Here is a 26,842-nt window from a genome sequence, read left to right as displayed (position 1 = left end):
CGGTTTTCAAAAAACACGTATTGTCAATTGATTATTACAAAGTATATGAGTAATGTAATTGAATGCTAAATGGATTGGCATAGGTTTTTGCGAGCTGCTACTGATTGCGACTAAGTAGTTTGTACTCAGTAGTTTATGTAATTGAGCTTATACAAAGACCGATAAACCTCAATAATAACAAGGATGTGCTCATGACTCTCAAGGCCTCTCTCTTCGCAGTATCAAAAAACAAAATGCTACCCATGCTAAGTGCTTTAGGTACTAGCGCTTTATTACTGACCATGCCAGCCACATCAGCGCAAGCTGCTGGAAGTTTCTATAACTGCGCCAATGCTACTGGCTGTCAAAAAGTAGATAGCAAATGGTGGACCTCAAGCCATACTGATACCAAGTACCCGTTAGTAATGACTCATGGCCTAGTCGGTTTTACTAAACTGCTAGGCATCGATTATTTCTATGGTATTCCGCAAACTTTAATGAGCGGTGGCTCAGACGTTTATGCCACTAAGACCTCGTCCTTTAATGATAGTAGAGTGCGCGGTGAACAGTTATTACAGCAAGTCAAAACCATTAGTGCCGTCTCTGGCAGTCCGAAAGTTAATCTGCTCGGACACAGTCACGGTGGACACGATATCCGCTATGTCGCTGGCGTTGCGCCGCAGTATGTCGCTTCAGTGACGGCGGTTGCCAGTCCTGGTCAAGGCGCGGCATTAGCGGATTGGGTGGTTGAGCAGATCGATAATGACAGAGTCAATGGCGAGTATAATACCGCGACCAAAGCCGCTTTAACGCTATTTGGCTTTCTAGGTAATTTTATGGATTTAAACGCCGGTATTCCTATTAACGACTTGCAAGAGCAGGATGGTTTTGGTGCGGTAACGGCCTTGACGACTGAATACACAAAAGACTTCAATCGCGAATTCTCTGCAGCGATGCCTACTAGCTACTGTGGTCAGCCGACGGCAACTAAAGTCAATGGTATTAATTACTATTCTTTCAGTGGTGTCGGTCAAGTGACCAATGTCCTTGATCCTATTGATTATGTGATGTTAGCCACCTCACAGGCTTATGATGATCCCAATGATGGCTTAGTATCAGCTTGCTCTAGTCGGTTGGGTTACGTTATCCGTGATGATTATAAGATGAATCACTTAGACTCCGTCAACCAACTATTAGGTTTAGTCGCTTGGGGTCAGCCCAATCCCAAGACAGTCTACCGCGATCAAGCCAATCGTCTGAAAAAAGCGGGTATGTAATTCGCTATCACGCCTATATTAGCAGAGTTAACATCTAGTTTGTCTAAACAACAATAAGCAGGGTCAACTCGGTTGACCCTGCTTGCTCATAAAATAAACTAAGCTATGTCTTCAATATAAATAGTAAATAGGCAAAGAATCGCTATGACCTCCAATAACCGCCGTTTTCCTTATGGCCTGCTCATTATTTTTGCTCTTGTGATAGGTGTTATTGCAGTCATTATCTGGTTTAAGCCTGACCGAAGCTCTGCTGAGCCAATGACAGCGGCGGCTAGCGCTGCCGATAATGACAGCGACAGTTCGATGACAGCTATGTCAGATCCTGATAAAGGTGAGGAGGCACTAGCGCCGCAAACTAATACCTTTACCACAGGTCTTGAAAGCCTACCGCGGTCCTTGCAAGGTACAGATGTCGATGGCGAGATTATCATCGATGAAAATAAGCAATTGGTGGTGACTGAAGGCTTACGGCGCTTATTCGATTATTTTTTATCAGCGCTCGGTGAAGAGAGCGAAGCCACTATTTATGCTCGCGTTGAGAGCTATATCCGTTATCACACCCCTGAGCCAGCCGCTAGTCAAGCCGTGGCTATCTTTGATCAGTATGTCGCCTACCTCAAAGCCATCCCTGACATAGAGAAGCGCTATGGCAATTTGCAACTGCAAGCGACCAAAAGTGGTCAGTTAGATTTAAATGCCGTAGCGCAGCAAAGACAGGATGTGGCTCAGCTGCGCCAGCAGTTTTTTGCCCAAGAGACGATTGTCGCTTTTTTTGGTAGCGAGGAGGAGTACGACAACTATAGTATGGAGATGGTCAGAATCAACCAAAACCAGCAACTCTCCGAGGCACAAAAACAAGCGGCACGGCAAGACTACATTAGCCGTATGCCCGATAACGCTATCAAGGCCAATATCGAGCAGCAAGCCAACTTAAGCGAGCTGATGGCGCGTACTAAGCAGATGAAAGCGAAAGGTGCATCGCCTGAAGCACTGTATAACATGCGCCGTGAGCTAGTAGGCGAGGCGGCAGCAAAAAGGCTTGCCCAAGTTGATCAGCAAGACGCCAATTTCGATCAGCGTTTTCAGCAGTTACAAAGACAAAAGCAGCAAATTCTGGCTCAAACCGCTGACAAGGCGCAGGCACAAACTCAAATCACCCAGTTAGAAAAACAGTTATTTGACGATGCCGAGCGTAAACGTTTGGCCGGTTACGCCGCTTTGGAGAAGATAGCCCAAAAGTAGTTAGTATTGGTTACAATAAAATATAATTATTAACACTAAGTAACTTATAGCAATGATGAAAATAGTAGTTAATAGAAACTGATTCAGTTAAGTTTATTAATAAGAGCAATGTGAAATGTTATAGTTGTTCTTGTTTAATAATGATATCAATAAACTCATTTAGTACTAATATTAGGAGCTCAAATGAAAAACACGATCAAATTGTTGATGACTAGCATTGCTTTAGTCAGCGTATTGGCAGGTTGCCAATCATTAGCGACGCAGCCCACCGCTGAGCCAAATATTACTGGTACCGATGTTATTTAAGACCATTCAATGAGCTAATAACTCAAAAGTAACTTATTCAAAGTTGATGTTATAGCTTACAGGGTCCATTTTATTTATTTCAAGTTCTATTAAGCCTTGCTAGCTAGCGAGGTTTTTTTAGGTCAGCTTTACGATGAGCGGTACTATATATGAAGCAATACAATAAAAAAATTATCAAACGGCAGTCAGTTAGCAGCTAAGAAGACAACTAGCAAGCGTCGTTAGCAAAACCCCTCCAAAGTGGAACAAAGAAAGAGCTAAGCATATACTCAACTAGTGATGACAGTGACGAGGATGTTGTGGATAATAGCTGTACAGTTCGGTCAAAAGAAAAATTAATAGATCTGTTATGATAAATGCCTATTAACGCATTACTATCAACTAATAACCAAATCATTTACTTAACTTTTTAGGAGAAGATATGAAAAATATGACTAAATTAGCTATGGCTGCCACGCTAGCTGTTGGTACGCTTGCCGGTTGCCAAACCACTCCTGGCGTGACCGCTCCAGTCGCTCAGCCCCTAACAGTTGATGCCCTTGAAGCCTATAATTGGCAACTAGTAGATGCCAAGCGCGCCAATGGCGAGAAAGTAACCCAGCTATTCACTATGCCAGATAACCCGCTAACTTTGAATTTCTTTAAAGACAATGGCAACCAACGCGTTAGCTTCATGAATACTTGTAATAATATCGGTGGCACTTATCGCGTTGTTGATAATAATGTGCAGCTAGGTAACGTAATAAGTACTATGAAGGCTTGTCCTGAGCCACAAGCTAGCTTTGACACGGCGACTATGGCGACTGTACAAGGTAAATATAGCCTAAATAGAAATGCGAACAATGTGCCTATCTTGACTATTCGTAACGATAATCAAGTTGCTCATTTTAAAACCGTTGCTAAGTAGAAATAGTTCTGATCGGTATATAATAAAATATAAAACCGATTTTAACGCAAGATAACATTGATACAGCCAATAAAGAGCGCCTTACTTTTTAAGTAGGGCGTTTTTTTGCAAAAATAACTTAGCAATTGAATGAAGTAGGCTTATGATGAGAAATACTAGACTTTACAATCATTCAATTGATTAAAAAACACTTTAAGATTATGAATAAACAGCGGTCAATATATAATCATTATCTCGAAATTATACTCTCGTTGTAGGCTGGCACTTTTAGCCCAGCGTCATAGATAGTAAAAGGCACCATCATGGCACATAAAAAACAAAACCTACCTGAGAAGATTTGCCCAGTTTGCCAACGCCCCTTTACCTGGCGTAAAAAATGGGAGAAGGATTGGGACAATGTGGTGTATTGTTCGGAGCGCTGTCGGCGAAGTAAAGTAAAAATCGAATAGTTAGAGAATAAAAAATTCAGCCCATCAATGAATAAGCTGAATTTTATGTTGTAGTGTTTTTTAATTATTATTGACGATCAAAAATGACATCTTCGCCGTCATTGTTCTGTACTTCATCTTGGTCTTCGTAGCCGATGAAAGTAAGTTTATTACCTTCAATTTTGATACTCATCTGATAATAAAATGATAAATCGTCACCGCCGGTACTACTATATAGAGACTGCCCAAGCGTAAATAGACCATTATTACTTAGCGTATAAGTATTCCAGTCCATACCGGCAAGTGGAACAGTACCGTATTCATAAGGCAAATCTTGATCTACCTCGATATGGAAAAAGGTTTGATCATCTAAAAAGCCAAATAATACCAATTCATCATCAAGTTCACCAGCCCGTGCCTTCCAGATACCTAATTCGTTTTCAGACTTAGCTTTGGTAAACTGATACTTTTCGTCGTTGTCGACTATACCGCTATCGTCCTCGTCGACGCCTAACGTCAGTATATCACCAGTGATTTGTACCGTTCTTAGTACCTCATCTGATAAGCCAGAACTGCCATTATTATCAAAAATGACATCGTCAATTTCTAATTCATTATTTGCTTTTAGCGAGTATTCGCCCCACTCAATACCATTATCCGAGCCTCTTGAGGAAGTAGGACCAGTCACTTGGGTTTGTACATAAGTACCATCGTCTAAAAATGATAGAGTCACTAGCTCTTCGTTACCAAGATCCATTCGCCACAGCCCTGATAGCATCTGCTCATCGACTGACTCTTGAACAGCAGTTCTTGAGAAGGTAAATGAATCGTCATCGACATCAAGGATGAGCTGCTCATCATCAGTCACGCGCGCGTAACGAGTGCTTGGCTCTGATAGCCCTTTGCCAGCATTACTATCAAAGGTTTGAGTGGTTGTGAGTTGATTGGTGGATGGGTTGATCGCATAAGTACCCCATTCAAGACCGTTTTCATCATTATCAACTGAGAGATCCGAATTTACCTGTACATGAACGTATTGACTATCATCTAAAAAAGCGACTCCAATCAGCTCATCATCTGTATCGTCTACATCGTCAAAGCTCCAAGCGCCTACGATGCCATCGGGCTGGATTTCTGAGAATTTATATTGTTCATCACTATCGATGCTACCGTTTTCGTTCTCATCGACTTCCAGGATCAGCTTACCGTTAGATATACGGGCTGATAGGTTTGGCGCATCTGACAAACCCATACTGCCATTCTCGTCAAACAGCTGTGTGGTGGTTAATTCTCCCGTTTTACTGTTAATCTCATAGGTTCCCCATTCAAGACCGCCTTGTGGATCATCAACCAGCGATTCGTTGTCAACCTGAACTTGCACATAAGTACCGTCACTCATAAAAGATATGGCGCTCAAGCTGTTGTCATTACTACTATCTTCACTCCAAAAGCCGACGATATTAGTGTCAATATCTGACTGATCAGGTTGCGACGTAGATGGTCCATCATTATCATCACCACATCCTTGTAAAAACAGCGCTGTAGTAATGGCCAGTAGTGTCAATTTGAAGGGTTTCATTTTTATCTCTCCTTGAATAAAAAATGTAAAATCGAACTAAGCTCACACGAACGTCCTTGTTCCTCCTTTTAGTAGAAAAAGAAAAATGCCTTCAAGATGACGGCATAGAATATAACTAGCACACCTTAATTATATTCACAATATTGAATATATCAAAAATAATTAAGGTGTGCTAATAAAAATAGGGGATTTTCTAAATATTGTGTAAAAAAAGAGCGGGTATAAATTATTTGAGATATAAAGAGGTGTAGTTGCGATGTAAACGTTGTCGTGTACAAAAGCTAAAGTCTTTTAACTGATATTAATACAACAAAAAACCGCCACGTTTTCTAACCTAAGCTGCTCGGAGAGAAAACGTGGCGGTGCTATCAAATGCGATAGGGATAAAGACATTATTGCAAAAAAATAATATTACCATTTAAGCTACAAAAAATTATTTTAAAAATCCAGATTTAACTACTTCAAATCATTCTCCACTAAAGTCAGTAAGCTTCTATAAACTATCTCGTTTAGCAAAAATATTTGCAACCAACGCGCCACTAAAGTTATGCCAAACACTAAATATTGCACTGGGTAAAGCAGCGACAGGGTTAAAGTAGGTAGCAGCAAGAGCAGCGCCAAGACCAGAGTTTTGCATGCCGACTTCTACCATAATCGCGCGTCTTTGCATTTCAGTAAACCCTAAGAAACGAGCAATCAAATATCCTAAACTATAACCGAACAAATTATGTAAAGCCACGACGACAAATACGATAGCGCCACTATCTAAAATGGTGGCTTTAGATACAGCGACGACAGCGGCGATGATTATTGAGATTCCTAATACTGATACTAAAGGAAGTACCGTGATAGCCGCTTCTATTTTAGTGCCAAGAAATTTATGGACGACAATACCTAGTAGAATAGGCACAATAACAATCTTAGTAATCGTAATCATCATGCTAAGCAAGTCAATATCAATTAACTGACCTGCAAATACTTCCAGTAGAATAGGAGTCAGAAAGGGGGCAAGCAGGGTAGAGATAGAAGTAATCGCTACACTTAGGGCCACATCGCCTTTAGCTAAAAAGGTAATTACATTGCTAGAAGTACCGCCAGGACAACAACCCACCAAAATCACTCCGACAGCGATTAATGGATCAACCTGAAAGATGACTGTTAATAGATAGGCAATTAATGGCATCAGAGTGAACTGTGCCAAAAGGCCTATGATGACCGGCTTAGGGCGTTTTACGATTTCTAAGAAGTCTGACGTTTTAAGAGTCATACCCATACCGAACATTATAAGGCCAAGTATGGGTACGATGAGAAACGCTAGTGAAGTAAATAATTCAGGAAACAAAAACCCCAATACGGCACTGAGTAACGCCCAAACTGCAAAAGTTTTGCCAATCCAACTTGATAATGCTGCAATTTGTTTCATATGGCTGCTCACAAAGATTATATTATACGCAGTAATTTAACACGTATTTTGTTTGCAATTGATGAAAGTATTTTACTATCAAAGTAGCGATAAGTTTGCTCCACTAAGGTAAATAACAAAGACAAAAAAATTTGGCGTACTAAATTTTAATTAGTACGCCAAAGGCAATTCACAATATTCTGCTAAACTTTTAATAACACTACAGATTCGGATTTAACCACTTCTCAGCGGTATTCATATCCCAATCTTTCCGCTTAGCATAATCCTCTAACTGATCTCGGCCTATTTTTCCGACGTTGAAGTATTCGCTATCAGGATGGGAGTAATAGAAACCGCTTACCGAAGACGCTGGCCACATCGCAAAGCTCTCAGTCAACGTCGTACCGATAGCGTCAACCGTACCGAGCCAATCAAACAATTTGCCTTTTTCCGTATGCTCAGGGCAAGCAGGGTAGCCAGGGGCAGGGCGGATACCGACGTACTTTTCTTTAATCATCTCATCATTGGTTAAATTTTCATCAGCTTGGTAGCCCCAATAGTCCTTACGGATCAGCTCATGCAAATGCTCAGCAAAGGCTTCGGCTAGGCGATCGGATAGCGCTTGTACCATGATCGCGTTGTAGTCGTCACCTGCTGCTTTGTAATGCTCAGCCAAGTCTTCGGTGCCAACTATCGATACCGTAAAGCCACCGATATGATCGGTGTGGCTACTTGATGGCGAGATAAAGTCCGCTAAGCTAAAGTTGGGCTTGCCACTGGCTTTGTCCGACTGCTGGCGCAAATGCTCAAAGGTATGTGTTGGCTGTCCGCCGTCTTCAAGCGCTTTGTCATAAACGCTAATCGTATCTGCGCTAGTGCGCTTGGCTGGGGCAAGTTTAAACACCCCTTTGGCCACAATGAGCTTTTCATCGATCATCTTTTGCATTAAGTTTTTAGCATTGTCGAACAAATCACGCGCTGCCTCACCAACGACCTCATCTTGTAGGATTTTGGGGTATTTGCCAGCCAGTCCCCAAGAGATAAAGAACGGTGTCCAGTCGATATAAGGTAGCAAGTTATCGATAGGGTAGTCGTCTAATATCACCTGACCGAGTTTATTCGGTACGGGCGGAGTATAACTGTCCCAATCGTACTGAAAACCACCCTCGATGGATTCGGCATAAGACAACTTCGCCGCTTTAGGTTGACGCTTCGCCAGACGCTCGCGTACTTTGATGTACTCTTCACGCGTCTCATCAATAAGGCCTTGACGATTGTCTTTGGAGAGTAGCTTAGTCACCACCCCGACTGAGCGCGAGGCATCTGAGACATAGATGACCGCATCGTTACTATATTGCGGCTCAACCTTAACAGCGGTGTGCGCTTTAGAAGTGGTAGCACCGCCGATCATAAGTGGCAGGGTCATACCGCGCTCTTGCATTTGCTTGGCGACATAGACCATCTCATCGAGGCTAGGAGTAATCAAGCCTGACAAGCCGATAATATCAACTTTTTCTTTTATCGCTGTATCGAGAATAGTCTCACACGGTACCATGACTCCAAGATCGACGATATCGTAGCCGTTACAGCCGAGTACCACGCCGACGATGTTTTTACCGATATCATGGACGTCGCCTTTGACCGTCGCCATCAGGATTTTACCTTTGGTCTCGCCTTCGACTTTTTCCGCTTCGATATACGGGTTCAGCCAAGCGACCGACTGCTTCATAACGCGCGCCGATTTCACCACTTGTGGTAAGAACATTTTACCGGAACCAAATAAGTCGCCGACGATATTCATGCCATCCATCAGTGGTCCTTCGATGACCTCTAGCGGTTTGGGATATTTCTCCCAAGCCTCTTTGGTATCAGCATCGATAAAGGTGGTGATACCTTTAACCAGGGCATGAGCGATGCGCTCTTCTACGGTGCCCTCGCGCCAGCTCATGTCGACGGTACTGTCTTTTTTCTTGCCGTCGTTTTGGAAGTTTTCAGCCACGGTCATTAGCCGCTCGGTGGCATCTTGACCGCTCTCGCCTTGATTACGATTGAGCATTACATCTTCGATGGCATTGCGGGCTTCCTTAGGAATATCGTCATATATCTCCAGCATCGCTGGGTTGACGATGCCCATAGTCAGGCCATTCTGAATGGCGTGATAGAGGAATACTGAGTTAATAGCTTCGCGGATGGGGTTACCGCGGAAACTAAACGAGACGTTAGAGACGCCGCCCGATACCATCGCATTAGGCAGGTTGTCCGTGATCCATTTGGTGGCGTTGATGAAGTCTGCGCCATAATTGTTATGCTCAGTAATGCCGGTGGCGACCGCAAAGACGTTCGGGTCAAAGATAATATCTTCAGACGGGAAGCCGATATCATTAACGAGCACATCGTAGCTGCGCTGACAGATTTGAATTTTACGCTCAAGGCTATCGGCCTGACCGTCTTCATCAAAGGCCATAACGATGATAGCCGCGCCGTAACGCATACAGAGCTTGGCATGACGCACGAACTCATCGTAGCCTTCTTTTAGAGAGATGGAGTTGACCACGCATTTACCCTGCGCGCGCTTGAGACCTTCTTCGATGATCTCCCATTTTGAGGAGTCGAGCATCAACGGCACACGGCTGATATCCGGCTCGCCTGAGACCAGATTGACGAAGTGGATCATCGCTTGCTTGGAGTCGAGCATGCCTTCGTCCATGTTGATATCGACGATTTGCGCGCCGCCTTCAACTTGGTCACGTGCCACGTCTAAAGCTTCAGTATAAGCTTCGGTTTTGATTAAACGTAGGAACTTCTTCGAGCCAGTAACGTTAGTACGTTCACCGACGTTGACGAACAGGCTGTCAGGCGTAATAGTAAATGGCTCTAGCCCTGATAAGCGGCAGGCAGGCGCAATCTCAGGAATCGCGCGCGGTGGATAGTTAGCGACCATCTCCGCGATGAGACGAATGTGCTCAGGAGTAGTACCACAGCAGCCGCCCACGATGTTTAAGATGCCTGCTTTGGCAAAGCCTTCTAGTAGCGCGGTGGTTTGTTCAGGGGTCTCATCGTATTCACCAAACTCATTAGGCAAGCCGGCGTTTGGATGGGCTGAGACATACATACTGGCGATATTCGAGAGCGTTTGGATGTGCGGGCGTAGCGCATCAGCGCCGAGTGCACAGTTGAAGCCTACCGACAAAGGTTTCGCATGACGCACTGAGTTATAAAAAGCCTCAGCAGTTTGACCAGAGAGCGTACGACCCGAAGCATCAGTAATGGTGCCTGATATCATAATCGGCAGCTCAAAACCGATATCATCGAAAACACCAGTGATAGCAAATATCGCCGCTTTAGCGTTCAGCGTATCAAACACGGTCTCGATTAAAATAATATCGACGCCGCCTTCTATTAGCGCTAATGTCGCTTCACGGTAGTTATCGGTTAACTGATCAAAGGTAACGTTACGATAAGCGGGATCATTGACATCAGGCGATAGCGAACATGTTCGCGAAGTGGGACCAATGACCCCTGCAACAAAACGCGGCTTGTCGGGGTTCTTCGCAGTAAACTCATCTGCAGCCTTGCGTGCTATCTGAGCGGCGGTAATATTAAGCTCTGGCACTAGATATTCCATATCGTAGTCGGCCATCGATAGCCGTGTGCCATTGAAGCTATTAGTCTCAATGATATCTGCACCTGCTGCGAGATGATCATGATGAATATCGGTGATCATTTGCGGCTGCGTTAGCACCAGCAGATCATTATTACCGCGCACATCTTGCTCAATATCGGCAAAACGCTCACCACGATAGTCTTTTTCCTCTAATTTATAGGTCTGAATTTGCGTACCCATCGCACCATCGAGCATCAAAATACGCTTTGCCATTTGCGCTTCTATACGCGCGCGGGCGCTAAGCTGTTGCTCTTTGTACGGAAAGACAGACGGCGGTGTTAGCACAAAATCATTAGTCGTGGTTTTTGAAGTCATAGAAGAAGCACTTATATCATTATGTCTAAAAGGGAAGAGTAGCTGGTTAATATAATAAAAGTAAATGTAGGCATATTAACATGAAAAGTAAACCATTCACGGGTCACTTGAGATCAGTTTCTATGATTTTAATTATCTATAGAGTCAATAAAAAGATATAGGTAGCTATTTTTTTTAAACATCTCTTAACATATTAACGTCGTGTATGAGCAAGTTTGTAAACAAGATAACTTTAAATAAATATCATTTCGATTTTCAATATTGATAACAACGCTAACAGAATTCCACAGTAAAACTAAGGCGTTAGCGACTGCCTAAAAACTGAGCAAAACTTACACTGACATTACAAAAAGTAGCGTAATAACAAATTTATATAGAAATTCTATATGTTAATTTGAGTTCAGAAGGATTGTTTTTCTATAAGAATTTCTTATAAGTTTTAGTTTTGTTATTCATTTTAGTGCATATATACCAAAGTGATAAACCAAGACTCATAGTTTTTTATAAAAGATCCCCTCTATACAACAACAAATCAACTCCTATGGTAAAAAATAGGAGATATTTCATGAATAAGGATATAACTATGAAAATGACTAAAGTAGCAACTATAGGAGCTTTAGCGGTATCACTGGCAGGTCTATCAGCTTGTAATAATATGATGCCAGTGAAAAATACGGCGATGAAAGCGCCTATGACTACGCAAAATATGGCCAAAATGAATGTAGTACAAGTGGCACAAAGTAATGCAGACTTCTCAATACTCGTAGAAGCAGTACAAGCTGCCGGCTTAGCAGGTATGTTATCTGATCCTAATGCTAACTATACTGTCTTTGCACCAACCAATGCTGCTTTCGCGCAAGCGTTAAAAGATACAGGAATGACAAAGGCTGAGCTATTCGCTAACAAGCCCTTGTTGAGAAAAATCTTAGGCTATCACGTGGTAAATAGTGACATGGCTATGTATGCCAAAGACGTTATGCCTGGTAATGTTATGACCGCTAGTAACGATACTTTAATGGTTACTCCGCAGAAAATGTTGATGGATGAAAACGGTCGTACTGCTACTATCATTAAGACGGATATTGCAGCAACCAATGGTGTGGTCCATGTTATTGATAAGGTGCTATTACCAAAATAAGCTGTCTATTTAAAGGGTTAATCTAAACAGTTAGCCTGACTCAATCGTTAGTGAACCTTGATGAGCTCATTATTCAAGGTTCACTAACATTATTTAATTAACAATGTTCAAAAGCTTAATTTGTTTATTTAGTCAAGTCGATTATTTGCGTAGAGACTGGATATTTCAAGCATAAAAGAATAAGGCCACAATAAGTCTAAGCTTCATATCAATACCTATACCTCCATATCATTACCTATACATAGTATTAGCCATTTGATGTGTTACTCTCAAACTTGAATTGCTATCGTTAAGTATGACAGCAATAAGAACTTTATTCACAGCACCACTCATATTAATTAGAAAGGATACTCTTATGTTAAAGAAGACAATACTCTCTCTAGCGGTTGCCACTTCTGCCTTATCGCTAGCAGCCTGTAACGACACGGAAACGGTTGCCGATCCAGTAGAGCCAGAGACGACAACTACTGAAGTCACTGAAACAGAAGTGATGGTTGATCCGGCAGTTGAGGCGGATCCGATGGTTGAGCCAATGGCAGACACGATGGCGACTCAGTCTATTGCTGAAATAGCAGCAGACAACGAAAACCTAACGATTCTGACTGCGGCACTACAGTCAGCTGGTCTTGATTCGATGCTAATGTCTACAGATAGCCAGTACACTGTATTTGCACCTACTGATGATGCTTTTGCTCCAGTACTAGAAAAGTTAGGCGTTACTAAAGAAGAGCTGTTGGCTAATACTGAGCTACTCAACAGCGTTCTACCTTACCATGTTGTTCCTATGGTGGTAATGGCAGCTGATATTCCTTACGGTACAGATATCGAAACGGCCAACGGCAAGACGATTTCTATTAGCGATGCTAATGTCATCACGGATGCAACTGGTAATACGGCAAACATTACCGGAACTGATATTATGGCGACTAATGGTGTCGTTCACACTATCGACACGGTACTAATGCCTGAGTAATCTCTAGTAGACCTAAATCAAACTTTTAAAGAAGCTCAGCCTATAGGTTGGGCTTTTTTTTGCGTCAATTTTGGGTATCAATCTTACATGGTAATGAAGTTTTTAGATCGCCTAATGTCAAGTAGGAAAGGTTATTTGCTCTAGCAGGTCTGATAGGCAAAGCAAATAACTTTGTAAGGAGGGCAGACAGGTGCCATAAAAAAACTCGCAACCTAAGCTGCGAGTTTTTATAAGACGTTCATTCTTTATTGACGCTGTCTTTTATCAGAGTCTAAACTCTAGGATCTTTACGCAGATCTGTTTCTTGTCTTTTTAGCGCAACTTCAGCGGCATGACGATCTTCCCAATAAGTGGCGTTTTTGATACCGAATTTCTTAGGATCAAAGACGAATCTATTAGAAGTCGTACCACCACCTGCTTTGAGCTGTGCTTCGTAATCGCGTAGGATATCGATAGCAGGACGTGCCACAAAGAAGATAATGATAATACCAACAATGTTGAGCCATGCCATGAGACCAACGCCGACATCGCCAAGTCCCCAGATAAATCCAGAGCTGTTCAATGCGCCATAAGCGACCATGAACATGATGACTAGCTTGACAACGAATTGACCGATTTTACTAGCGCCTTTACCCATAGAGCGGGTGAGGTAAGAGATATTGACCTCAGCGATATAGTAGTAAGCCAAGATAGTAGTAAAGGCAAAGAAGAATACCGCAATCGCAATAAAGGTATCACCAAAAGTACCGTAGACTGATTCCATCGCCATTTGGGTAAATGACGGTGAGCTTATCTCAACGTCAGCTGCGACGTTCTGTACTAGGAATTGACCATCGGCCAAAGTTCCTTGAATGTTGTACATGCCAGTAGATAAAATCATAAAGGCGGTAGCAGAACAAACTAACAAGGTATCGACATATACTGAGAATGCTTGTACTAAGCCCTGCTGTGCTGGATGATCGACCGCGGCAGCTGATGCTGCGTGTGGACCTGTACCTTGACCGGCTTCGTTTGAGTAAATACCACGCTTCACACCCCAACCGATAGCAGCACCGAAGCCTGCTTGCGCGGTAAAGGCATCACCGATGATCATGCCAAACACTTTTGGAATCATGCTAAAGTTGGTAAACATAATCAGTAGCGCTAGGATGATATAGCCTAATGCCATGAAAGGAACCGCGTATTCAGTAAAGGTTGCAATACGCTTGATACCACCAAAGATGATAAAGCCTAAAACCACTAGGATGATAGCTAAGGCGATTAGACGAGTGGAGCCTGTGTCTATGCCCATGAAGTTCATCGCTGAGCCTTCACCTGCGACCTGAGCGACAGCATTGATAACGCCGTTGGCCTGTACGCCAGGGAGGAACACCCCACAAGCGACAATAGAAGCAATGGCGAATAAAATACCGTACCATTTTTGGCCAAGTGCGCGCTCGAAGTAGTAAGCCGGGCCACCGCGATACTCGCCAGTGACGACGTCGCGCTCTTTATAAATCTGACCTAAAGTAGACTCGACATAAGCGGTTGATGCGCCCAAGAAGGCCACAATCCACATCCAGAATACTGCACCTGGGCCACCAAAACCGATGGCGGCTGCTACACCGGCGATGTTACCCATACCGACACGGCCTGCAAGAGATACCGCTAGTGCCTGAAAGGATGAGATACCATCATTGTCAGGTTTGCCCTTAAATAACAGTCTGAGCATCTCGCCAAATAAACGCACTTGTACAAAGCGCGTTAAAATAGAATAAAAAAGCCCAGCGCCTAAGCATAAATAAACCAGCGCGGGGCTCCAAATAATGTCATTTGCTAAACCAACTAAACCTTCCATATCTATATTCCTCAAACGTCCTCAGTAGCGTATCGATAAGGATAGAAACCGCAACCAAGCTATCTTGGGCTTCTATTGAACGTCCTACTGAGTATGAGTTTCTTGTGTTTACCCGCGCGGCTCATCGCTTCATTCCATGAATATCTTTTGTAACGTTCCAACAAACAATGAGCTGCGGTGCAATTCCATTTGCCGCCTTGGTCACTACACTATAGTAATATCGTTATGTCATAATGACTTAAAAAATATCATAGGATAGTTTTTTAAAACATTATGCTAAATCGATAATAAGTTCATCAGCACTGACAGTTAGCTTTATAACTATACGCTAAAAACCAGACTTTGTAACAGACTATCTCTATCTAGTATTAAATCTACTACTAAATGTATGCCAACCGTACGGCTGCGTAACAGCAATTTGCCATATTTTTTAGTAAATTACTAGGTATTTTTTATCTCATAACCTTTTTTTTTGCTTAAGCAAACTAAAAGGCAATTTAAGTTTAGTACTGAGAATAAATTTATCGAATATCGTTTCTGGTGGCTTGTAAGGTAGCGCTGCTACTAGTTTGCGGTTGTGTTTTGGTAACGGTCAATTGTAAAACAGCTATGATGTTGCCATCATTAGCACCATAGACTTAGATTGCCTACATACCGTTTTAAGAATAGCTATATGTAGCGGTCTATAAGCATGACTCGTTATGAGATTATTATTTGGAGACATATAAATGGCACGCCAATCTATTATCAAGCCTTTATCTTTTATTAAACCTTTATTGTTATCAGCGGTATTAGCGACCTCAGCCGTGAGTCTAAGCGGTTGTGGTTATAACAATTTGCAATCACAAGATGAGCAAGTCACCGCTTCTTGGTCAGAGGTGGTCAATCAGTATCAACGCCGTGACGATCTAGTACCAAACTTAGTAAAAGTGGTACAGCAGTACGCTGATCAAGAGCAAGAGGTGTTTACGGAAGTGGCGGCAGCACGCTCACAAGCGGGCGGTATCACCGTTACTCCAGAGCTCCTTAATGACCCAGAAGCGATGGAGCGTTATGCTGAGGCACAACAGCAGATGACGGGTGCACTCTCCAGACTTATGGCAGTATCAGAGCGCTATCCGGATTTAAAGTCCGATGCGCTCTTCCAGGATTTGCAAGCGCAATTAGAAGGTACTGAAAATCGTATCGCCGTAGCCCGTAATCGTTATATTCAAGAAGTGCAAGGCTATAATACGACGGTGCGTCAGTTTCCAACGAACATCACGGCTAAAGTGTTCGGCATGGATACTAAGCCAAACTTTACAGTCGCTAATGAAGACGCTATCTCTACCGCACCTGAAGTTGATTTTGGTGAATAGTTTTAGCAAGTCATTATTTGAAAAAACACTAGGTAAGATAGATTAGATGAGCAACTCTAGAGCAATCGTAACCGCCGTATTATTCGCCCTTAGCACCGCGAGCACTTCTGCGCTGTCTGCCGCGCAGAATGAGGTCGCTGTGGCTAGCGCTGATGGTGATGTTCAGAACCAACGCAGCGTTGAAGACTTAGTTGCTATCGCGAAGGCAGGTGAGTCCAATGAAGCGATCAACGATGCGGTACTCGGTAATGAGGCAATCAATGACGCTATACTAGGTAACGATGCTATCAATCCTAATGCAGCCAATGCTAATAGCAATGCCGCTAACCCAGCCCAAGCTAACAACCCGCCACCTGTTCGATCTACCGCTGCTGGCGTTGATGCGGATAAGCTGATTCTCAATAGTCCAGTCGTCGATCAAGCCAATATCTTAAACCCGCAACAAAAGCAGCGCTTAGAGGCGCAGTTGCAAGGCATCTATCGTCAGGGACTTGCGCAAGCGGCGGTGGTAATCGTACCGACAACTGATGGTATACCTATCTTTGATTACTCTTTGCAGACGGCTGAAAGATGGGAGTTGGGCGAAGCCGATACCGACGATGGCCTATTAATCTTAGCTGCTATTAATGATCGCAAGATATATATATTGACAGGTTATGGCTTAGAAGGAGTGCTACCTGATGCTGCAGTCAATCGTATTATCCGTGAAGACATTACCCCTTACTTTAAGCAGAACGACTATGGCGCAGGGCTATTAGCCGGTTTGGATAAAATCGAGCAGCGCTTAACCGCCGATCCAGAGATATTAGCCCGCGCCGACGCGCAAGCAGAAGCGCGCCGTGCCGAGCAAGGCTCAGATGAGCTGCCATCGCCTATTTTTTTATTCCTTATGGCGATGATATTCGGTAGTTTTATTACTAATATATTCGGCCGTGTGCTCGGCTCTATTCTAACCGCGGGTGGGTTCTTTGCTGGCTCGTTAGCGTTAGGCGGCGGTTTCTTTATGACCGTTATTATGGCTATATTTATCTGGCTATTCTTAATTTTTCGCGGCTCAGGCGGCGGCGGTCGCGGTGGACGCGGCGGCGGTGGCGGCATGATATTCTTACCCGGTCTTGGCGGCGGTGGTGGCGGTTTCGGCGGCGGTGGTTTTGGTGGTGGTGGCTTCGGCGGCGGCGGTGGCGGCTTCGGTGGTGGCGGCGCTGGCGGCTCTTGGTAGCCTGCGCGCTATTCACTTAGCCGCGCCTAATTCCTAATTGAGTCAGTATTTATTCATAGAGCAATAGCATATTTGAGGAAACACAAGCATGGTCCAAGATAACTCGTCGCAGGCAAGTTTCGCTCGCTTATGGCGTCAGGTCGCATTTGTACCCGTGCTGCACAGTAGGTGGTTGACGCCAGAGGCGAGGGCACGTCTGACCGCGAAGGTAACAGAAGCTGAAATCGGCCATCGCGGTGAGGTGTTCTTAATTATAGAAAATGCTTTGCCGATTCAGGCCGCTTATCATACAAATGCGCGCGCGCGGGCTGTTGATTTATTTAGCGATTACCGCGTGTGGGATACCGAAGAGAACACCGGCGTCCTAGTCTATGTCAATATCTGTGAGCAAAGCTTAGACATTATTGCGGATCGTGGTATCAGCGCCCATGTTAGCCCAACCGTATGGCGGGCCATGTGTGATAAGGCGGTGGCCGGTATCGCTAGCAAAAAAGTCGAGGAGAGTCTGGCCGATTTGGTCGATGAGGTTGGGCAGCTGCTGCGTCAATACTATCATCTCGAGCAAGACCCTGCCGGTAACGAGCTATCTGATGCAGTGGTTTTTTTGAAGTAAGCTATAAGTACAAGAACGTATAACAGAGACACGGTAAGGGTAAAAAATGATTGAGCTGATAAAAAGACTACCAAAAGCTGAGCTGCATTTACATATCGAAGGGTCACTTGAGCCAGAATTAATGTTTAGGCTAGCCAAGAAGAATGAGGTGACTATTCCTTATGAGACAGTAGAGGAAGTACGCGCCGCTTATAACTTTACGAATCTACAGAGCTTTTTGGATATCTATTATGCTGGGGCCAATGTTTTAATCACTGAAGAGGATTTTTATGATCTGACTTGGGCCTATATCTTACAGTGCGTGGACAATAATATCGTCCATACTGAGATATTCTTCGACCCGCAGACCCATACCGAGAGAGGTATTGAGTTTGCAACAGTCATCGGTGGTATTAAAAGGGCGCTTGCGGACGCTCATAAGCAGTACGGTATTACGTCTGCTATCATTATGTGCTTTTTGCGGCATCTATCTGAGCAAGACGCCTTTGAGACCTTCGAGCAAGCCTTAGCCTATAAGGACGATATCATCGGTGTCGGTCTCGATTCGGCAGAGATAGGCAATCCACCAGCTAAGTTTGAAGCAGTGTTTAAACGCGCCAAAGCCGAGGGCTTTAAGCTTGTCGCTCACGCCGGCGAGGAAGCCGATTTTAGCTATATCAATGAGGCTTTGGACTTATTAGCGATTGAGCGAATCGATCATGGCGTGCAGTCGATCAATAGTCCAGAACTGATGCAGCGCCTAAAGGAAGAGCAAGTACCGCTCACCGTCTGCCCCAACTCCAATATTGAACTCAAAGTATTTGACGATTATCCGCAGCACAATATTAAACAGCTACTAGACTACGGCCTAAACGTCAGTGTCAATTCAGACGATCCGGCTTATTTTAAAGGCTATATCAATCAGAACTTTATCAACCTTTATGAACATATCGATTTATCGGCAGACGATATCATAACTTTAGTCAAAAACTCTTTTAAATCAGCGTTTATCAGCGAGGAACTAAAGCAAGCGTATCTCGATAAAGTAGATACCGCAGCGAATGCTTAATAACGCAAATATTTAGCCTCCAACTTAACACGCTACTTGTCTGACTTATTTATTACTTTGTCAATCAATACCGGCATCACTGCGCCTGCCTTAGCCGCTAGAGTGAGGTCCACCACCGTACTAGGCGTAGGGTTAGGGTTGATTTCAATGATCTGCGCGCCGTTTTGCTTGGCCAACTGCGCCAGTCCTGCCGCTGGATAGACTAAGCTTGAGGTGCCGATACTCATAAAGATATCGCAATCCGCTGCCGCCTCTTCAGCCGTTTGCCAAGCGGCCACCGGTAGCGACTCGCCAAACCAGACAATATCAGGCCGGATATAATCACCGCACTGTGGGCAGGCGATTAGCTGCTCATCGAAATCGAGCGGCTTATCTTTAGCATTGGGATCATCTTCATAAACGCTATCGCATTGGCTACAGCGATTTTTCCACAGATGACCGTGCAAGTGGACAGCCTCGCTCCCTGCCTGCTCATGCAAGTCATCGACGTTTTGGGTGATCAAGGTGATGTGCTGCTGCACTGAAGCGCTAGCGGATTGCCACTGCGCTAAGGCTCGATGCGCCGGATTGGGCGCTTTGTCATGCACCAGCTGCCGTCGCCACTGATACCAAGACCAGACCAGCTTAGGATCGCGCGCAAACGCGACAGGACTGGCTAGATCCTCTGCACGAAACTTCTCCCACAGGCCCGTTTGCTTATCTCGAAAGGTTGGGATACCGCTCTCAGCTGAGATACCGGCGCCAGTCAAAATACAAATGCGCTTGGCAGAGCGTAATAATTGCGCCGCTTGCTGAACTTGTGCTATTAACTCTGCTGATAATTCTGCTACCATGACTTAATCCTCATTCTGCACTTTATGGTCAACGTACTTTAATAACCCTCAATTCAATAACCCTCAATTCAATAACGATGGATGTATGCCTTTATGATAGACGGAATATGGTGGCTTGTCATATTGCTAAGTGTCGTGGCTGCACTGTGGCTACTGGCCAAGGCACGCGGTGCAAAAGCGGCGAATGGTGCCAGCGCTAATAAACTACCCAAGAACGATGCGCTGCAAAAGACCGTTACTTTACTCAAAAACAGCTTTCCTGAGTATCAGGTCAGCCGCAAAGCCAAGCATTTACTCGTCAGCCGCCAAGGCAAAAAAGTCGCGATGATCACTATCGATAACAGCATCGCTGCTGGTCAGCGTAGATTAGGCGAGGTGCCAATCATTAACTATCACCGCGCTCCTAGCCGCGAGTTGTTAGCTGCTCATTTAACAGACGCGGAGTAGAGCAAGCCTAAATTTAGCTATAACCCTTTTAGCTACATCAGTACTCATTTGTGAATGTTCAACACGCCCGAGATCTTATGAAAAATCTTCTCTATAATTTATTTGTTTTATTAATTAATTAGCAGTCAAAGTTTAATATTTCTATGCAATAAAGATTAAATAAAGTATATTAGGGTGATAGACTACCTCCGCTCTATATTAAAAGAGTACTTTATGAGTAATGTTCGGTTCTTTTCGTATTCGTTAGCAACTTTTAGTTTAATCACCTCATTAGCTGCTATTTTTATTATCAATATCGTTTATTAAGGATAAAAACTATAACAATAGTAAATCGATACAGTATATCTTGAGCGGTTTATAATAAGACTAGAAGCCTTGAAGAGGGCTTTTTTTATGCCTATAAATCGTGGCTAGCTGTCAGCTGACTTTATGCGACTTGTCATGACACTATGCTTGCACAATAAGCATCGTTATCCTTTTAATGTATTATGCGGCGATGAAAGCGCTATTTGAAAGCTAAGAGATGTTTGAGTGACTACTCGCACTTTGACAAAAATAGAGAAGAAGCCTTGGCAGCTCTAGGGGATGCTTTCACAAACGAAACGTTTGATGGGCTCACCGGATCTAGCCAATACCAAGACTTCTTCAATAGACTTTAGCAAATGAGTAGCATAAAGGTCAATTAGTCATCCAGTCTCTGCACTGATCTCACAAATCTCATATTCAGACTTGCCGAGTAATGTCGAATGCCCTTATGATGGTTGTATTTTGTCTAAGATGAGTTATCACTTTATCGCTGACATACGATCTACATCCTCTATCCCTGCTCAACAACCAAAAGATACTCCCATGACCAAAAACTTCTCTCAAACAGCGGCTTTCATCTGGTCTGTCGCTGATCTATTACGCGGTGACTTTAAGCAATCGCAATACGGCCGCATTATCTTGCCATTTACGCTACTTCGCCGCCTAGAGTGCGTATTAGAAGAGACCAAAGCAAGCGTCGTCGCAGAAAACCAGCGCATCGCTGATATGAGTCTGCCTGAAGAAGCGCAAGAGAAGTTCTTGATACGTGCCAGCAAGCGACCGTTCTACAATACCTCGCCGATGGATCTCAGCAAGATGGGTCAAAGCGATATCAAAGATAATCTGAACACTTACGTGCAATCCTTCTCAAAAGACGCGCGTGAGATATTCGAGCACTTTAAGTTTGAAGAGTTTGTCGGTCAGCTCGCCGATGCTAACCTACTTTATAAAGTAGTACGGATGTTTGCCACTACTGATCTTAGCCCTGAGAAGATATCCAATCATGAAATGGGCTTTGTGTTTGAAGAGCTGATCCGCCGCTTTGCTGAGAGCTCGAACGAGACCGCAGGGGAGCACTTCACCCCGCGCGATATCGTGCGCCTGACCACATCACTGGTGTTTATGGAAGATGATGACGCGCTGAGCAAGGACGGCATCATTCGCACGATATATGACCCAACAGCGGGCACAGGCGGTTTCTTATCCTCTGGTATGGAGTACGTGCTAGAGCTAAACCCTGATGCGGTGATGCGTACCTATGGGCAAGAGCTAAACCCTGAGTCTTATGCGATCTGCAAAGCCGATATGCTGATTAAAGGTCAAGAGGTCAATAACATCAAGCTTGGCAATACCTTATCCAGTGATCAGCTGGCAGGCGAGCATTTTAATTATATGTTATCGAATCCACCGTTTGGGGTGGACTGGAAGAAGATAGCAGGCGAGATCAACGATGAGCATCAGCAAAAAGGTTTTGACGGGCGCTTTGGCGCAGGCTTGCCACGCGTGTCTGATGGTTCGCTATTATTCCTTATGCACCTGCTAAGTAAGATGCGTCCTATTGATAATAGTGAGTTAGAAGTTAACAATAATCAAGGCAGCCGTATCGGTATCATCCTCAATGGTTCGCCACTGTTCACAGGCGGCGCAGGTAGTGGTGAGAGTGAGATTCGCCGTTATATCTTAGAGGCTGATCTATTAGAAGCGATTATCGCCTTACCTAACGATATGTTCTATAACACGGGCATCGCCACTTATATTTGGATACTCAGTAATAAAAAGTCGCATGAGCGCCAAGGCAAAGTGCAATTAATCGACGGTAGCAATCTATATAGCAAAATGCGCAAGTCGCTGGGCTCTAAGCGTAACGAGATGGATGATGACGATATCAAGATCATCACTCGCAGCTTTGGCGCTTTTGAGGTAGTGGACGCGCGGGTGCTTGATAAGCCTGATGAGATAAAGTCGAATCGGGGTCGCCAGTCTGCCAATCCTAAGATTGAGGCCGCTAAGACCTTTGCCAGTAAGATATTTGCCAGCCATGAGTTTGGCTACCGCCGTATCACTATCGAGCGGCCGCTACGTCTCTCTGCGCAATTATCCGACGCGGCTATCGAGAGCCTACGTTACGCGCCCAAGCCGTTTGATATGGTCATGCCAGCGCTATATGAGGCATTTGGTGGTCAATGGACGACTGATAGCGACGCTGATTCTGATACAAGCAGCTATGGTGACTTGTCAGCGGTCACGCTTGAGGCACGTGCGATGATTAAGGCCGACTTCTCTGAGCTCAAAGAAAAGCAAATCAAAGACGTGCTCGATAGCAAAGTATGGCGAGATCAACTTGAGATCATGAATAAAGCGAAAGCTTTGCAAGCGGCGATTGGTGAAAACCAGTTTGATGACTTCAATGAGTTTGAAAAAGTGTTCAAACAAGCGTTAAAAGACACTGATATAAGTCTTGATGTGAAAGAGAAAAAGCAGCTGATGGATGCCATCACGTGGAAAAACCCTGAAGCCGAACCCGTCATTAAGAAAACAGTTAAAACCGCCAATCCACTCTATGGTGCATTTAGCTTAGACAACTACCATGTCAAGGTAGCGTTCAACTCGGATAGTAAACAGTTAAGCAAGCCAGCCAAAATAGTCGAGTTCCAAACCGACAGCGACCTACGTGATTATGAAAACGTACCGCTAAATCCTGAGGTGACGACCACTGAGCTGATTGAAAGTTACTTCGCCCGTGAAGTACAGCCGCATGTGCCTGATGCGTGGATCAATGGCAATAAGACCGATGCTATCGATGAAGAGGTTGGTATTGTCGGTTATGAGATCCCGTTTAACCGTCACTTCTATGTGTATGAGCCACCGCGCCCGCTAGTTGAGATTGATGCGGACTTAGATAAAGTCAGTAGCGAGATTATGCAGTTATTGGGTGAGGTGCATTCGTAATGGCTGAAAAATATGTCGCCTATCCTGAGTATAAAGAGTCGGGAGTTGAGTGGTTGGAGGAGATACCAAGTCACTGGGAGCTTAGTAAGCTTAGATATATGTTTTCGTTTGGTCGAGGTTTAACTATAACTAAAGCAGACCTCTTAGATACTGGTGTACCTTGCGTAAGCTATGGTGAAGTGCATTCAAAATATGGTTTTGAAGTTGACCCAAAAAAACATTATCTAAAATGTGTTGATGAAGGATATTTACAGTCATCTTCTTATGCCTTGCTTACTAAAGGTGATTTAGTGTTTGCTGATACTTCTGAGGATATAGAAGGTTCAGGGAATTTCACCCAGTTAGTTAGTGATGATTTAGTTTTTGCTGGTTATCACACCGTTATTGCTCGCCCTTTTGATCGTCAATGTAGTCGCTTTTATGCCTACTTGATGGATTCAAAGGAAATAAGAACTCAAATTAGACACATGGTAAAAGGGGTTAAGGTTTTTAGTATCACCCAGTCTATTTTGAAAGGGGTTGAAATTTGGTTGCCATCTTTAGATGAAAGAGAAACAATCGCCAACTTCCTCGACCACGAAACCGCCCAAATCGATACCTTAATTGATAAGCAGCAAACCCTGATCCAACTGTTAAAAGAAAAGCGCCAAGCGGTGATCAGTCATGCGGTGACCAAAGGCTTAAACCCTGATGCACCGATGAAAGATTCGGGTGTTGAATGGTTAGGGGATGTACCTGAGCATTGGGATTTAGTACCTTTAAAATATCTATGCAATTTTAGCGGTGGTGGTACACCAACGAAAGATAACCTATCTTACTGGACAGGTGGAACTATTCCTTGGGTATCTCCTAAAGACATGAAGTCGTTTTGGATCGATAAAACTCAAGATTACATTACTGAAAGTGCTGTAAAAGAGTCATCAACTAAATTGATTAAAGCAGGTGCGCTCTTAATGGTAGTGCGTTCAGGAATATTACAAAGAACCATTCCGATAGCAATTAATACTGTTGATGTAACGATGAATCAAGACATGAGAGCATTGCAGTTTAATGAACGCATGACTTCAGAATACGCCGCAAACTATATAGTAGGTAACGTTGATAAGCTGCTTTTTGCATGGTCAAAAGAAGGTGCTACCGTAGAAAGCATTGAACAGGAATACTTATCTAATAGCTTGTTTCCAGTTCCTTCTATGGCCGAGCAAACTAAAATAGTTGATGAAATTAACGAGCAAATGAAAATATTTGATAGTTTAATCTCAAAAGCAAAAAAAGCCATCCAACTTATGCAAGAACGCCGCACCGCTTTAATATCCGCTGCCGTTACGGGCAAGATTGATGTGAGGGGTTGGCAGGTGGTTGAGTAAAATGTACTCAGTTGGTAGAAAGTATCTTTGATTTATAGTCATAAGGTTCGGAAATAATGGAAAACAATTATTTAGTGTTCTTAAGAGATGAAGAGTATCTAGCGATACAGAACAATCGCTATCCTCAGAATTATGGTTATCCTCAGAATAATACAACTGATGTTAATGAATATATTCTGTCTCAAAACCTTCAGGCTCAAGGGTATTTTTTAGTAAATAACTTTTGGGCACCTGACGTTGCTAAAGCTATTGTACTTGCTAAACAATATTTAAAAAACGAGTTAAATAGGCTGAAAGTTGAAAACAAAAAATTAAGGATAGAGAATAATAAATCTATGTACGGAAACCATGATAAGGCGAATATAGATAAGTTTATTCTTAGTGAGATTGATCCCTACGAGATATTAGGCGTAACAAAAGAGGATGATATTAGTGTAATCAAGACAAGAGTGAATAAGATTAGAGGTGTTTTTCATCCTGATAAGAGTAGCGGTGATTCAAGTTTTATATTTAGAATGATCAATAGTGCTTTTGAAAAAATAGAAAAAAATTAATTTAATATACATTGTGTTAGGAATCTATATGCCAACTGTTGAAAGCTATTTAAATAATGATATTTTTCTAATTTCAATAGCCCATACTCTCTTCGAAGAGGCAAAGAATGAAAAACCTGGTTATATCTTCAAAAAAACTATACCAGCAATGCTTTTCTATTGTTTAGCTTTAGAATCCAGACTAAATACCTATGGCAAAGTTTTATTTTCTCAAGATTATAAAAAATTTACAGAGTCATCTCACTTAAAAAAGAAGGTTCGTTGGTTTTTAAGAAGATTGGGAGCTTACGAAAATGAGTCAGAGAGTGAAGAAAATAAAAAGATTGTTGAAGACCTTCTAGTGAATGTCGATATTATGGTGGATTTTCGAAACCTTGTTGTTCATTCAAAGAGTCTTGATTATGCTGAAACCAGAGAGCTAAAAGGTTTAGAGATATTAGCAGATAAATTTATTTCCAAACCAAGATTACAGAATGATTTTACGACATTGTACTCAATTGAAAGATGTGAGATTTTTAAAAATACTGTGTCGAACTTTGAGGTGATATGGTGTGTGAAAGCACAGCAGTTATTCCCTGATCTTGATCCTAAAAAACTCTATGGTATCCCACATTCTGAATCACGCAGTTGAACTAAAATAATAAACGGAATTAACATGACCAACGCGCACAACGTCACCTACGAATCTGTCTTCCAAGCCGATATCGTCACTCAGATGCAAGCGCAAGGCTGGAAAATAGGTCATGCCAGCGGCTATCAGGCAGAGACCGCGCTATATGAGCAAGACGTACTCGACTTTGTGCAGAGCACCCAGCCGCAAGAGTGGCAGAAGTTCTGTCGCACTTATCCTATCGATTCTGAGCGCCACTTTATCAGCGCATTGATTAAGCAGCTGAACAAGGCCGATGAACACTCAACCGATCAAGCCTCGCGCACCTATGGCACATTGGGTGTATTGCGTCATGGCCTAAAGATCCGTAACGCGCGTTTTAGTTTATGCCAGTTCAAGCCTGAGCATAGCCTCAACCCTGAGACCATGGCACGCTATGAGGCCAATATCTGCCGTGTCGTCCCTGAGGTAGTGTATAGCCCTCATACCAG

The 26,842-nt window shown here is 43.4% G+C and carries 21 protein-coding genes and 1 pseudogene; 17 read left to right on the top strand and 5 right to left on the bottom strand.

What is annotated here, in order from left to right; genetic code table 11:
- Positions 1-191 precede the first annotated feature (191 nt).
- The 5 genes from ACTXGJ_RS11625 to ACTXGJ_RS11605 all read left to right on the top strand — a co-directional run bounded on the left by ACTXGJ_RS11625 (position 192) and on the right by ACTXGJ_RS11605 (position 4,160).
- A complete protein-coding gene (locus ACTXGJ_RS11625; protein WP_443566052.1) occupies positions 192-1,256 on the top strand; it encodes an esterase/lipase family protein in 1,065 nt (354 codons plus the stop codon).
- A 144-nt stretch (positions 1,257-1,400) separates the two neighbouring features.
- Entirely contained in the window at positions 1,401-2,498 is a 1,098-nt protein-coding gene (locus ACTXGJ_RS11620; RefSeq protein ID WP_443566051.1) for a lipase secretion chaperone, read from the top strand.
- 183 nt (positions 2,499-2,681) lie between these two features.
- The gene (locus ACTXGJ_RS11615) at positions 2,682-2,804 is read left to right on the top strand and encodes a hypothetical protein (protein WP_439244526.1); all 123 of its coding nucleotides are present in this window, start codon (positions 2,682-2,684) and stop codon (positions 2,802-2,804) included.
- Between the two features lie 421 nt (positions 2,805-3,225).
- Positions 3,226-3,711, top strand: coding sequence for an META domain-containing protein (locus ACTXGJ_RS11610; protein ID WP_443566050.1), 486 nt, complete (start codon positions 3,226-3,228; stop codon positions 3,709-3,711).
- A gap of 302 nt (positions 3,712-4,013) precedes the next feature.
- The gene (locus ACTXGJ_RS11605; RefSeq protein ID WP_439244522.1) at positions 4,014-4,160 is read left to right on the top strand and encodes a DUF2256 domain-containing protein; all 147 of its coding nucleotides are present in this window, start codon (positions 4,014-4,016) and stop codon (positions 4,158-4,160) included.
- Between the two features lie 67 nt (positions 4,161-4,227).
- Here ACTXGJ_RS11605 and ACTXGJ_RS11600 read toward each other — a convergent pair whose 3' ends face one another.
- The 3 genes from ACTXGJ_RS11600 to metH all read right to left on the bottom strand — a co-directional run bounded on the left by ACTXGJ_RS11600 (position 4,228) and on the right by metH (position 11,099).
- Positions 4,228-5,718, bottom strand: a complete 1,491-nt coding sequence (locus ACTXGJ_RS11600) for a hypothetical protein (RefSeq protein WP_443566049.1) — start codon at positions 5,716-5,718, stop codon at positions 4,228-4,230.
- A gap of 493 nt (positions 5,719-6,211) precedes the next feature.
- Positions 6,212-7,141 (bottom strand): bile acid:sodium symporter family protein, encoded by a 930-nt coding sequence (locus tag ACTXGJ_RS11595; protein ID WP_443566048.1) that lies wholly within the window; start codon positions 7,139-7,141, stop codon positions 6,212-6,214.
- A gap of 199 nt (positions 7,142-7,340) precedes the next feature.
- Entirely contained in the window at positions 7,341-11,099 is a 3,759-nt protein-coding gene (gene metH, locus ACTXGJ_RS11590; RefSeq protein ID WP_443566047.1) for a methionine synthase, read from the bottom strand.
- Positions 11,100-11,682: 583 nt separating this feature from the next.
- Between metH and ACTXGJ_RS11585 the strand changes: the two genes are divergently transcribed.
- Complete coding sequence (locus ACTXGJ_RS11585; RefSeq protein ID WP_443566046.1) at positions 11,683-12,237, top strand: fasciclin domain-containing protein; 555 nt, start codon at positions 11,683-11,685, stop codon at positions 12,235-12,237.
- Positions 12,238-12,592: 355 nt separating this feature from the next.
- Positions 12,593-13,210 carry a fasciclin domain-containing protein gene (locus ACTXGJ_RS11580; protein ID WP_443566045.1) on the top strand — a complete coding sequence of 206 codons (618 nt, stop codon included), beginning with the start codon at positions 12,593-12,595 and terminating at the stop codon, positions 13,208-13,210.
- Positions 13,211-13,481: 271 nt separating this feature from the next.
- Here the strand turns inward: ACTXGJ_RS11580 and ACTXGJ_RS11575 are convergent, their stop codons facing one another.
- Positions 13,482-15,047, bottom strand: coding sequence for an alanine/glycine:cation symporter family protein (locus ACTXGJ_RS11575; RefSeq protein WP_439244517.1), 1,566 nt, complete (start codon positions 15,045-15,047; stop codon positions 13,482-13,484).
- A gap of 728 nt (positions 15,048-15,775) precedes the next feature.
- On the opposite strand from ACTXGJ_RS11575, the gene ACTXGJ_RS11570 reads away from it, so the two are divergent.
- The 4 genes from ACTXGJ_RS11570 to ACTXGJ_RS11555 all read left to right on the top strand — a co-directional run bounded on the left by ACTXGJ_RS11570 (position 15,776) and on the right by ACTXGJ_RS11555 (position 19,285).
- Complete coding sequence (locus tag ACTXGJ_RS11570; protein ID WP_443566044.1) at positions 15,776-16,405, top strand: LemA family protein; 630 nt, start codon at positions 15,776-15,778, stop codon at positions 16,403-16,405.
- A 46-nt stretch (positions 16,406-16,451) separates the two neighbouring features.
- Positions 16,452-17,624 (top strand): TPM domain-containing protein, encoded by a 1,173-nt coding sequence (locus ACTXGJ_RS11565; protein ID WP_443566043.1) that lies wholly within the window; start codon positions 16,452-16,454, stop codon positions 17,622-17,624.
- A gap of 88 nt (positions 17,625-17,712) precedes the next feature.
- Positions 17,713-18,237 (top strand): TPM domain-containing protein, encoded by a 525-nt coding sequence (locus ACTXGJ_RS11560; protein ID WP_443566042.1) that lies wholly within the window; start codon positions 17,713-17,715, stop codon positions 18,235-18,237.
- A 46-nt stretch (positions 18,238-18,283) separates the two neighbouring features.
- Positions 18,284-19,285 (top strand): adenosine deaminase, encoded by a 1,002-nt coding sequence (locus tag ACTXGJ_RS11555; RefSeq protein WP_443566041.1) that lies wholly within the window; start codon positions 18,284-18,286, stop codon positions 19,283-19,285.
- 32 nt (positions 19,286-19,317) lie between these two features.
- Here ACTXGJ_RS11555 and ACTXGJ_RS11550 read toward each other — a convergent pair whose 3' ends face one another.
- Positions 19,318-20,118, bottom strand: coding sequence for an SIR2 family NAD-dependent protein deacylase (locus ACTXGJ_RS11550; protein ID WP_443566040.1), 801 nt, complete (start codon positions 20,116-20,118; stop codon positions 19,318-19,320).
- A 93-nt stretch (positions 20,119-20,211) separates the two neighbouring features.
- On the opposite strand from ACTXGJ_RS11550, the gene ACTXGJ_RS11545 reads away from it, so the two are divergent.
- The 6 genes and pseudogenes from ACTXGJ_RS11545 to ACTXGJ_RS11520 form a co-directional block, all read left to right on the top strand.
- On the top strand, positions 20,212-20,565 hold the full coding sequence (locus ACTXGJ_RS11545) for a hypothetical protein (RefSeq protein ID WP_443566039.1): 354 nt from the start codon (positions 20,212-20,214) through the stop codon (positions 20,563-20,565).
- Positions 20,566-21,414: 849 nt separating this feature from the next.
- Positions 21,415-23,820 carry a type I restriction-modification system subunit M gene (locus ACTXGJ_RS11540; RefSeq protein ID WP_443566038.1) on the top strand — a complete coding sequence of 802 codons (2,406 nt, stop codon included), beginning with the start codon at positions 21,415-21,417 and terminating at the stop codon, positions 23,818-23,820.
- Positions 23,820-25,187 carry a restriction endonuclease subunit S gene (locus tag ACTXGJ_RS11535; protein WP_443566037.1) on the top strand — a complete coding sequence of 456 codons (1,368 nt, stop codon included), beginning with the start codon at positions 23,820-23,822 and terminating at the stop codon, positions 25,185-25,187. The genes ACTXGJ_RS11540 and ACTXGJ_RS11535 overlap by 1 nt, the downstream gene beginning before the upstream one ends.
- 56 nt (positions 25,188-25,243) lie before the next feature.
- The gene (locus tag ACTXGJ_RS11530) at positions 25,244-25,741 is read left to right on the top strand and encodes a hypothetical protein (protein ID WP_443566036.1); all 498 of its coding nucleotides are present in this window, start codon (positions 25,244-25,246) and stop codon (positions 25,739-25,741) included.
- Between the two features lie 28 nt (positions 25,742-25,769).
- Entirely contained in the window at positions 25,770-26,372 is a 603-nt protein-coding gene (locus ACTXGJ_RS11525; protein ID WP_443566035.1) for a hypothetical protein, read from the top strand.
- A 24-nt stretch (positions 26,373-26,396) separates the two neighbouring features.
- Positions 26,397-26,842 (top strand): annotated as a pseudogene (locus ACTXGJ_RS11520) (type I restriction endonuclease subunit R); the annotation flags it as partial.

The organism is Psychrobacter sp. 1Y11 (assembly GCF_052259045.1).
Taxonomy (GTDB): domain Bacteria; phylum Pseudomonadota; class Gammaproteobacteria; order Pseudomonadales; family Moraxellaceae; genus Psychrobacter.
This window is presented reverse-complemented; position numbering and strand designations above follow the sequence as displayed.

Excerpts from the sequence above, each read along its gene's own strand:
- ACTXGJ_RS11625 (WP_443566052.1), top strand. The coding sequence starts at position 192 with ATGACTCTCAAGGCCTCTCTCTTCGCAGTATCAAAAAACAAAATGCTA.
- ACTXGJ_RS11620 (WP_443566051.1), top strand. The coding sequence starts at position 1,401 with ATGACCTCCAATAACCGCCGTTTTCCTTATGGCCTGCTCATTATTTTT.
- ACTXGJ_RS11615 (WP_439244526.1), top strand. The coding sequence starts at position 2,682 with ATGAAAAACACGATCAAATTGTTGATGACTAGCATTGCTTTAGTCAGC.
- ACTXGJ_RS11610 (WP_443566050.1), top strand. The coding sequence starts at position 3,226 with ATGAAAAATATGACTAAATTAGCTATGGCTGCCACGCTAGCTGTTGGT.
- ACTXGJ_RS11605 (WP_439244522.1), top strand. The coding sequence starts at position 4,014 with ATGGCACATAAAAAACAAAACCTACCTGAGAAGATTTGCCCAGTTTGC.
- ACTXGJ_RS11600 (WP_443566049.1), bottom strand. The coding sequence starts at position 5,718 with ATGAAACCCTTCAAATTGACACTACTGGCCATTACTACAGCGCTGTTT.
- ACTXGJ_RS11595 (WP_443566048.1), bottom strand. The coding sequence starts at position 7,141 with ATGAAACAAATTGCAGCATTATCAAGTTGGATTGGCAAAACTTTTGCA.
- metH (WP_443566047.1), bottom strand. The coding sequence starts at position 11,099 with ATGACTTCAAAAACCACGACTAATGATTTTGTGCTAACACCGCCGTCT.
- ACTXGJ_RS11585 (WP_443566046.1), top strand. The coding sequence starts at position 11,683 with ATGAAAATGACTAAAGTAGCAACTATAGGAGCTTTAGCGGTATCACTG.
- ACTXGJ_RS11580 (WP_443566045.1), top strand. The coding sequence starts at position 12,593 with ATGTTAAAGAAGACAATACTCTCTCTAGCGGTTGCCACTTCTGCCTTA.
- ACTXGJ_RS11575 (WP_439244517.1), bottom strand. The coding sequence starts at position 15,047 with ATGGAAGGTTTAGTTGGTTTAGCAAATGACATTATTTGGAGCCCCGCG.
- ACTXGJ_RS11570 (WP_443566044.1), top strand. The coding sequence starts at position 15,776 with ATGGCACGCCAATCTATTATCAAGCCTTTATCTTTTATTAAACCTTTA.
- ACTXGJ_RS11565 (WP_443566043.1), top strand. The coding sequence starts at position 16,452 with ATGAGCAACTCTAGAGCAATCGTAACCGCCGTATTATTCGCCCTTAGC.
- ACTXGJ_RS11560 (WP_443566042.1), top strand. The coding sequence starts at position 17,713 with ATGGTCCAAGATAACTCGTCGCAGGCAAGTTTCGCTCGCTTATGGCGT.
- ACTXGJ_RS11555 (WP_443566041.1), top strand. The coding sequence starts at position 18,284 with ATGATTGAGCTGATAAAAAGACTACCAAAAGCTGAGCTGCATTTACAT.
- ACTXGJ_RS11550 (WP_443566040.1), bottom strand. The coding sequence starts at position 20,118 with ATGGTAGCAGAATTATCAGCAGAGTTAATAGCACAAGTTCAGCAAGCG.
- ACTXGJ_RS11545 (WP_443566039.1), top strand. The coding sequence starts at position 20,212 with ATGATAGACGGAATATGGTGGCTTGTCATATTGCTAAGTGTCGTGGCT.
- ACTXGJ_RS11540 (WP_443566038.1), top strand. The coding sequence starts at position 21,415 with ATGACCAAAAACTTCTCTCAAACAGCGGCTTTCATCTGGTCTGTCGCT.
- ACTXGJ_RS11535 (WP_443566037.1), top strand. The coding sequence starts at position 23,820 with ATGGCTGAAAAATATGTCGCCTATCCTGAGTATAAAGAGTCGGGAGTT.
- ACTXGJ_RS11530 (WP_443566036.1), top strand. The coding sequence starts at position 25,244 with ATGGAAAACAATTATTTAGTGTTCTTAAGAGATGAAGAGTATCTAGCG.
- ACTXGJ_RS11525 (WP_443566035.1), top strand. The coding sequence starts at position 25,770 with ATGCCAACTGTTGAAAGCTATTTAAATAATGATATTTTTCTAATTTCA.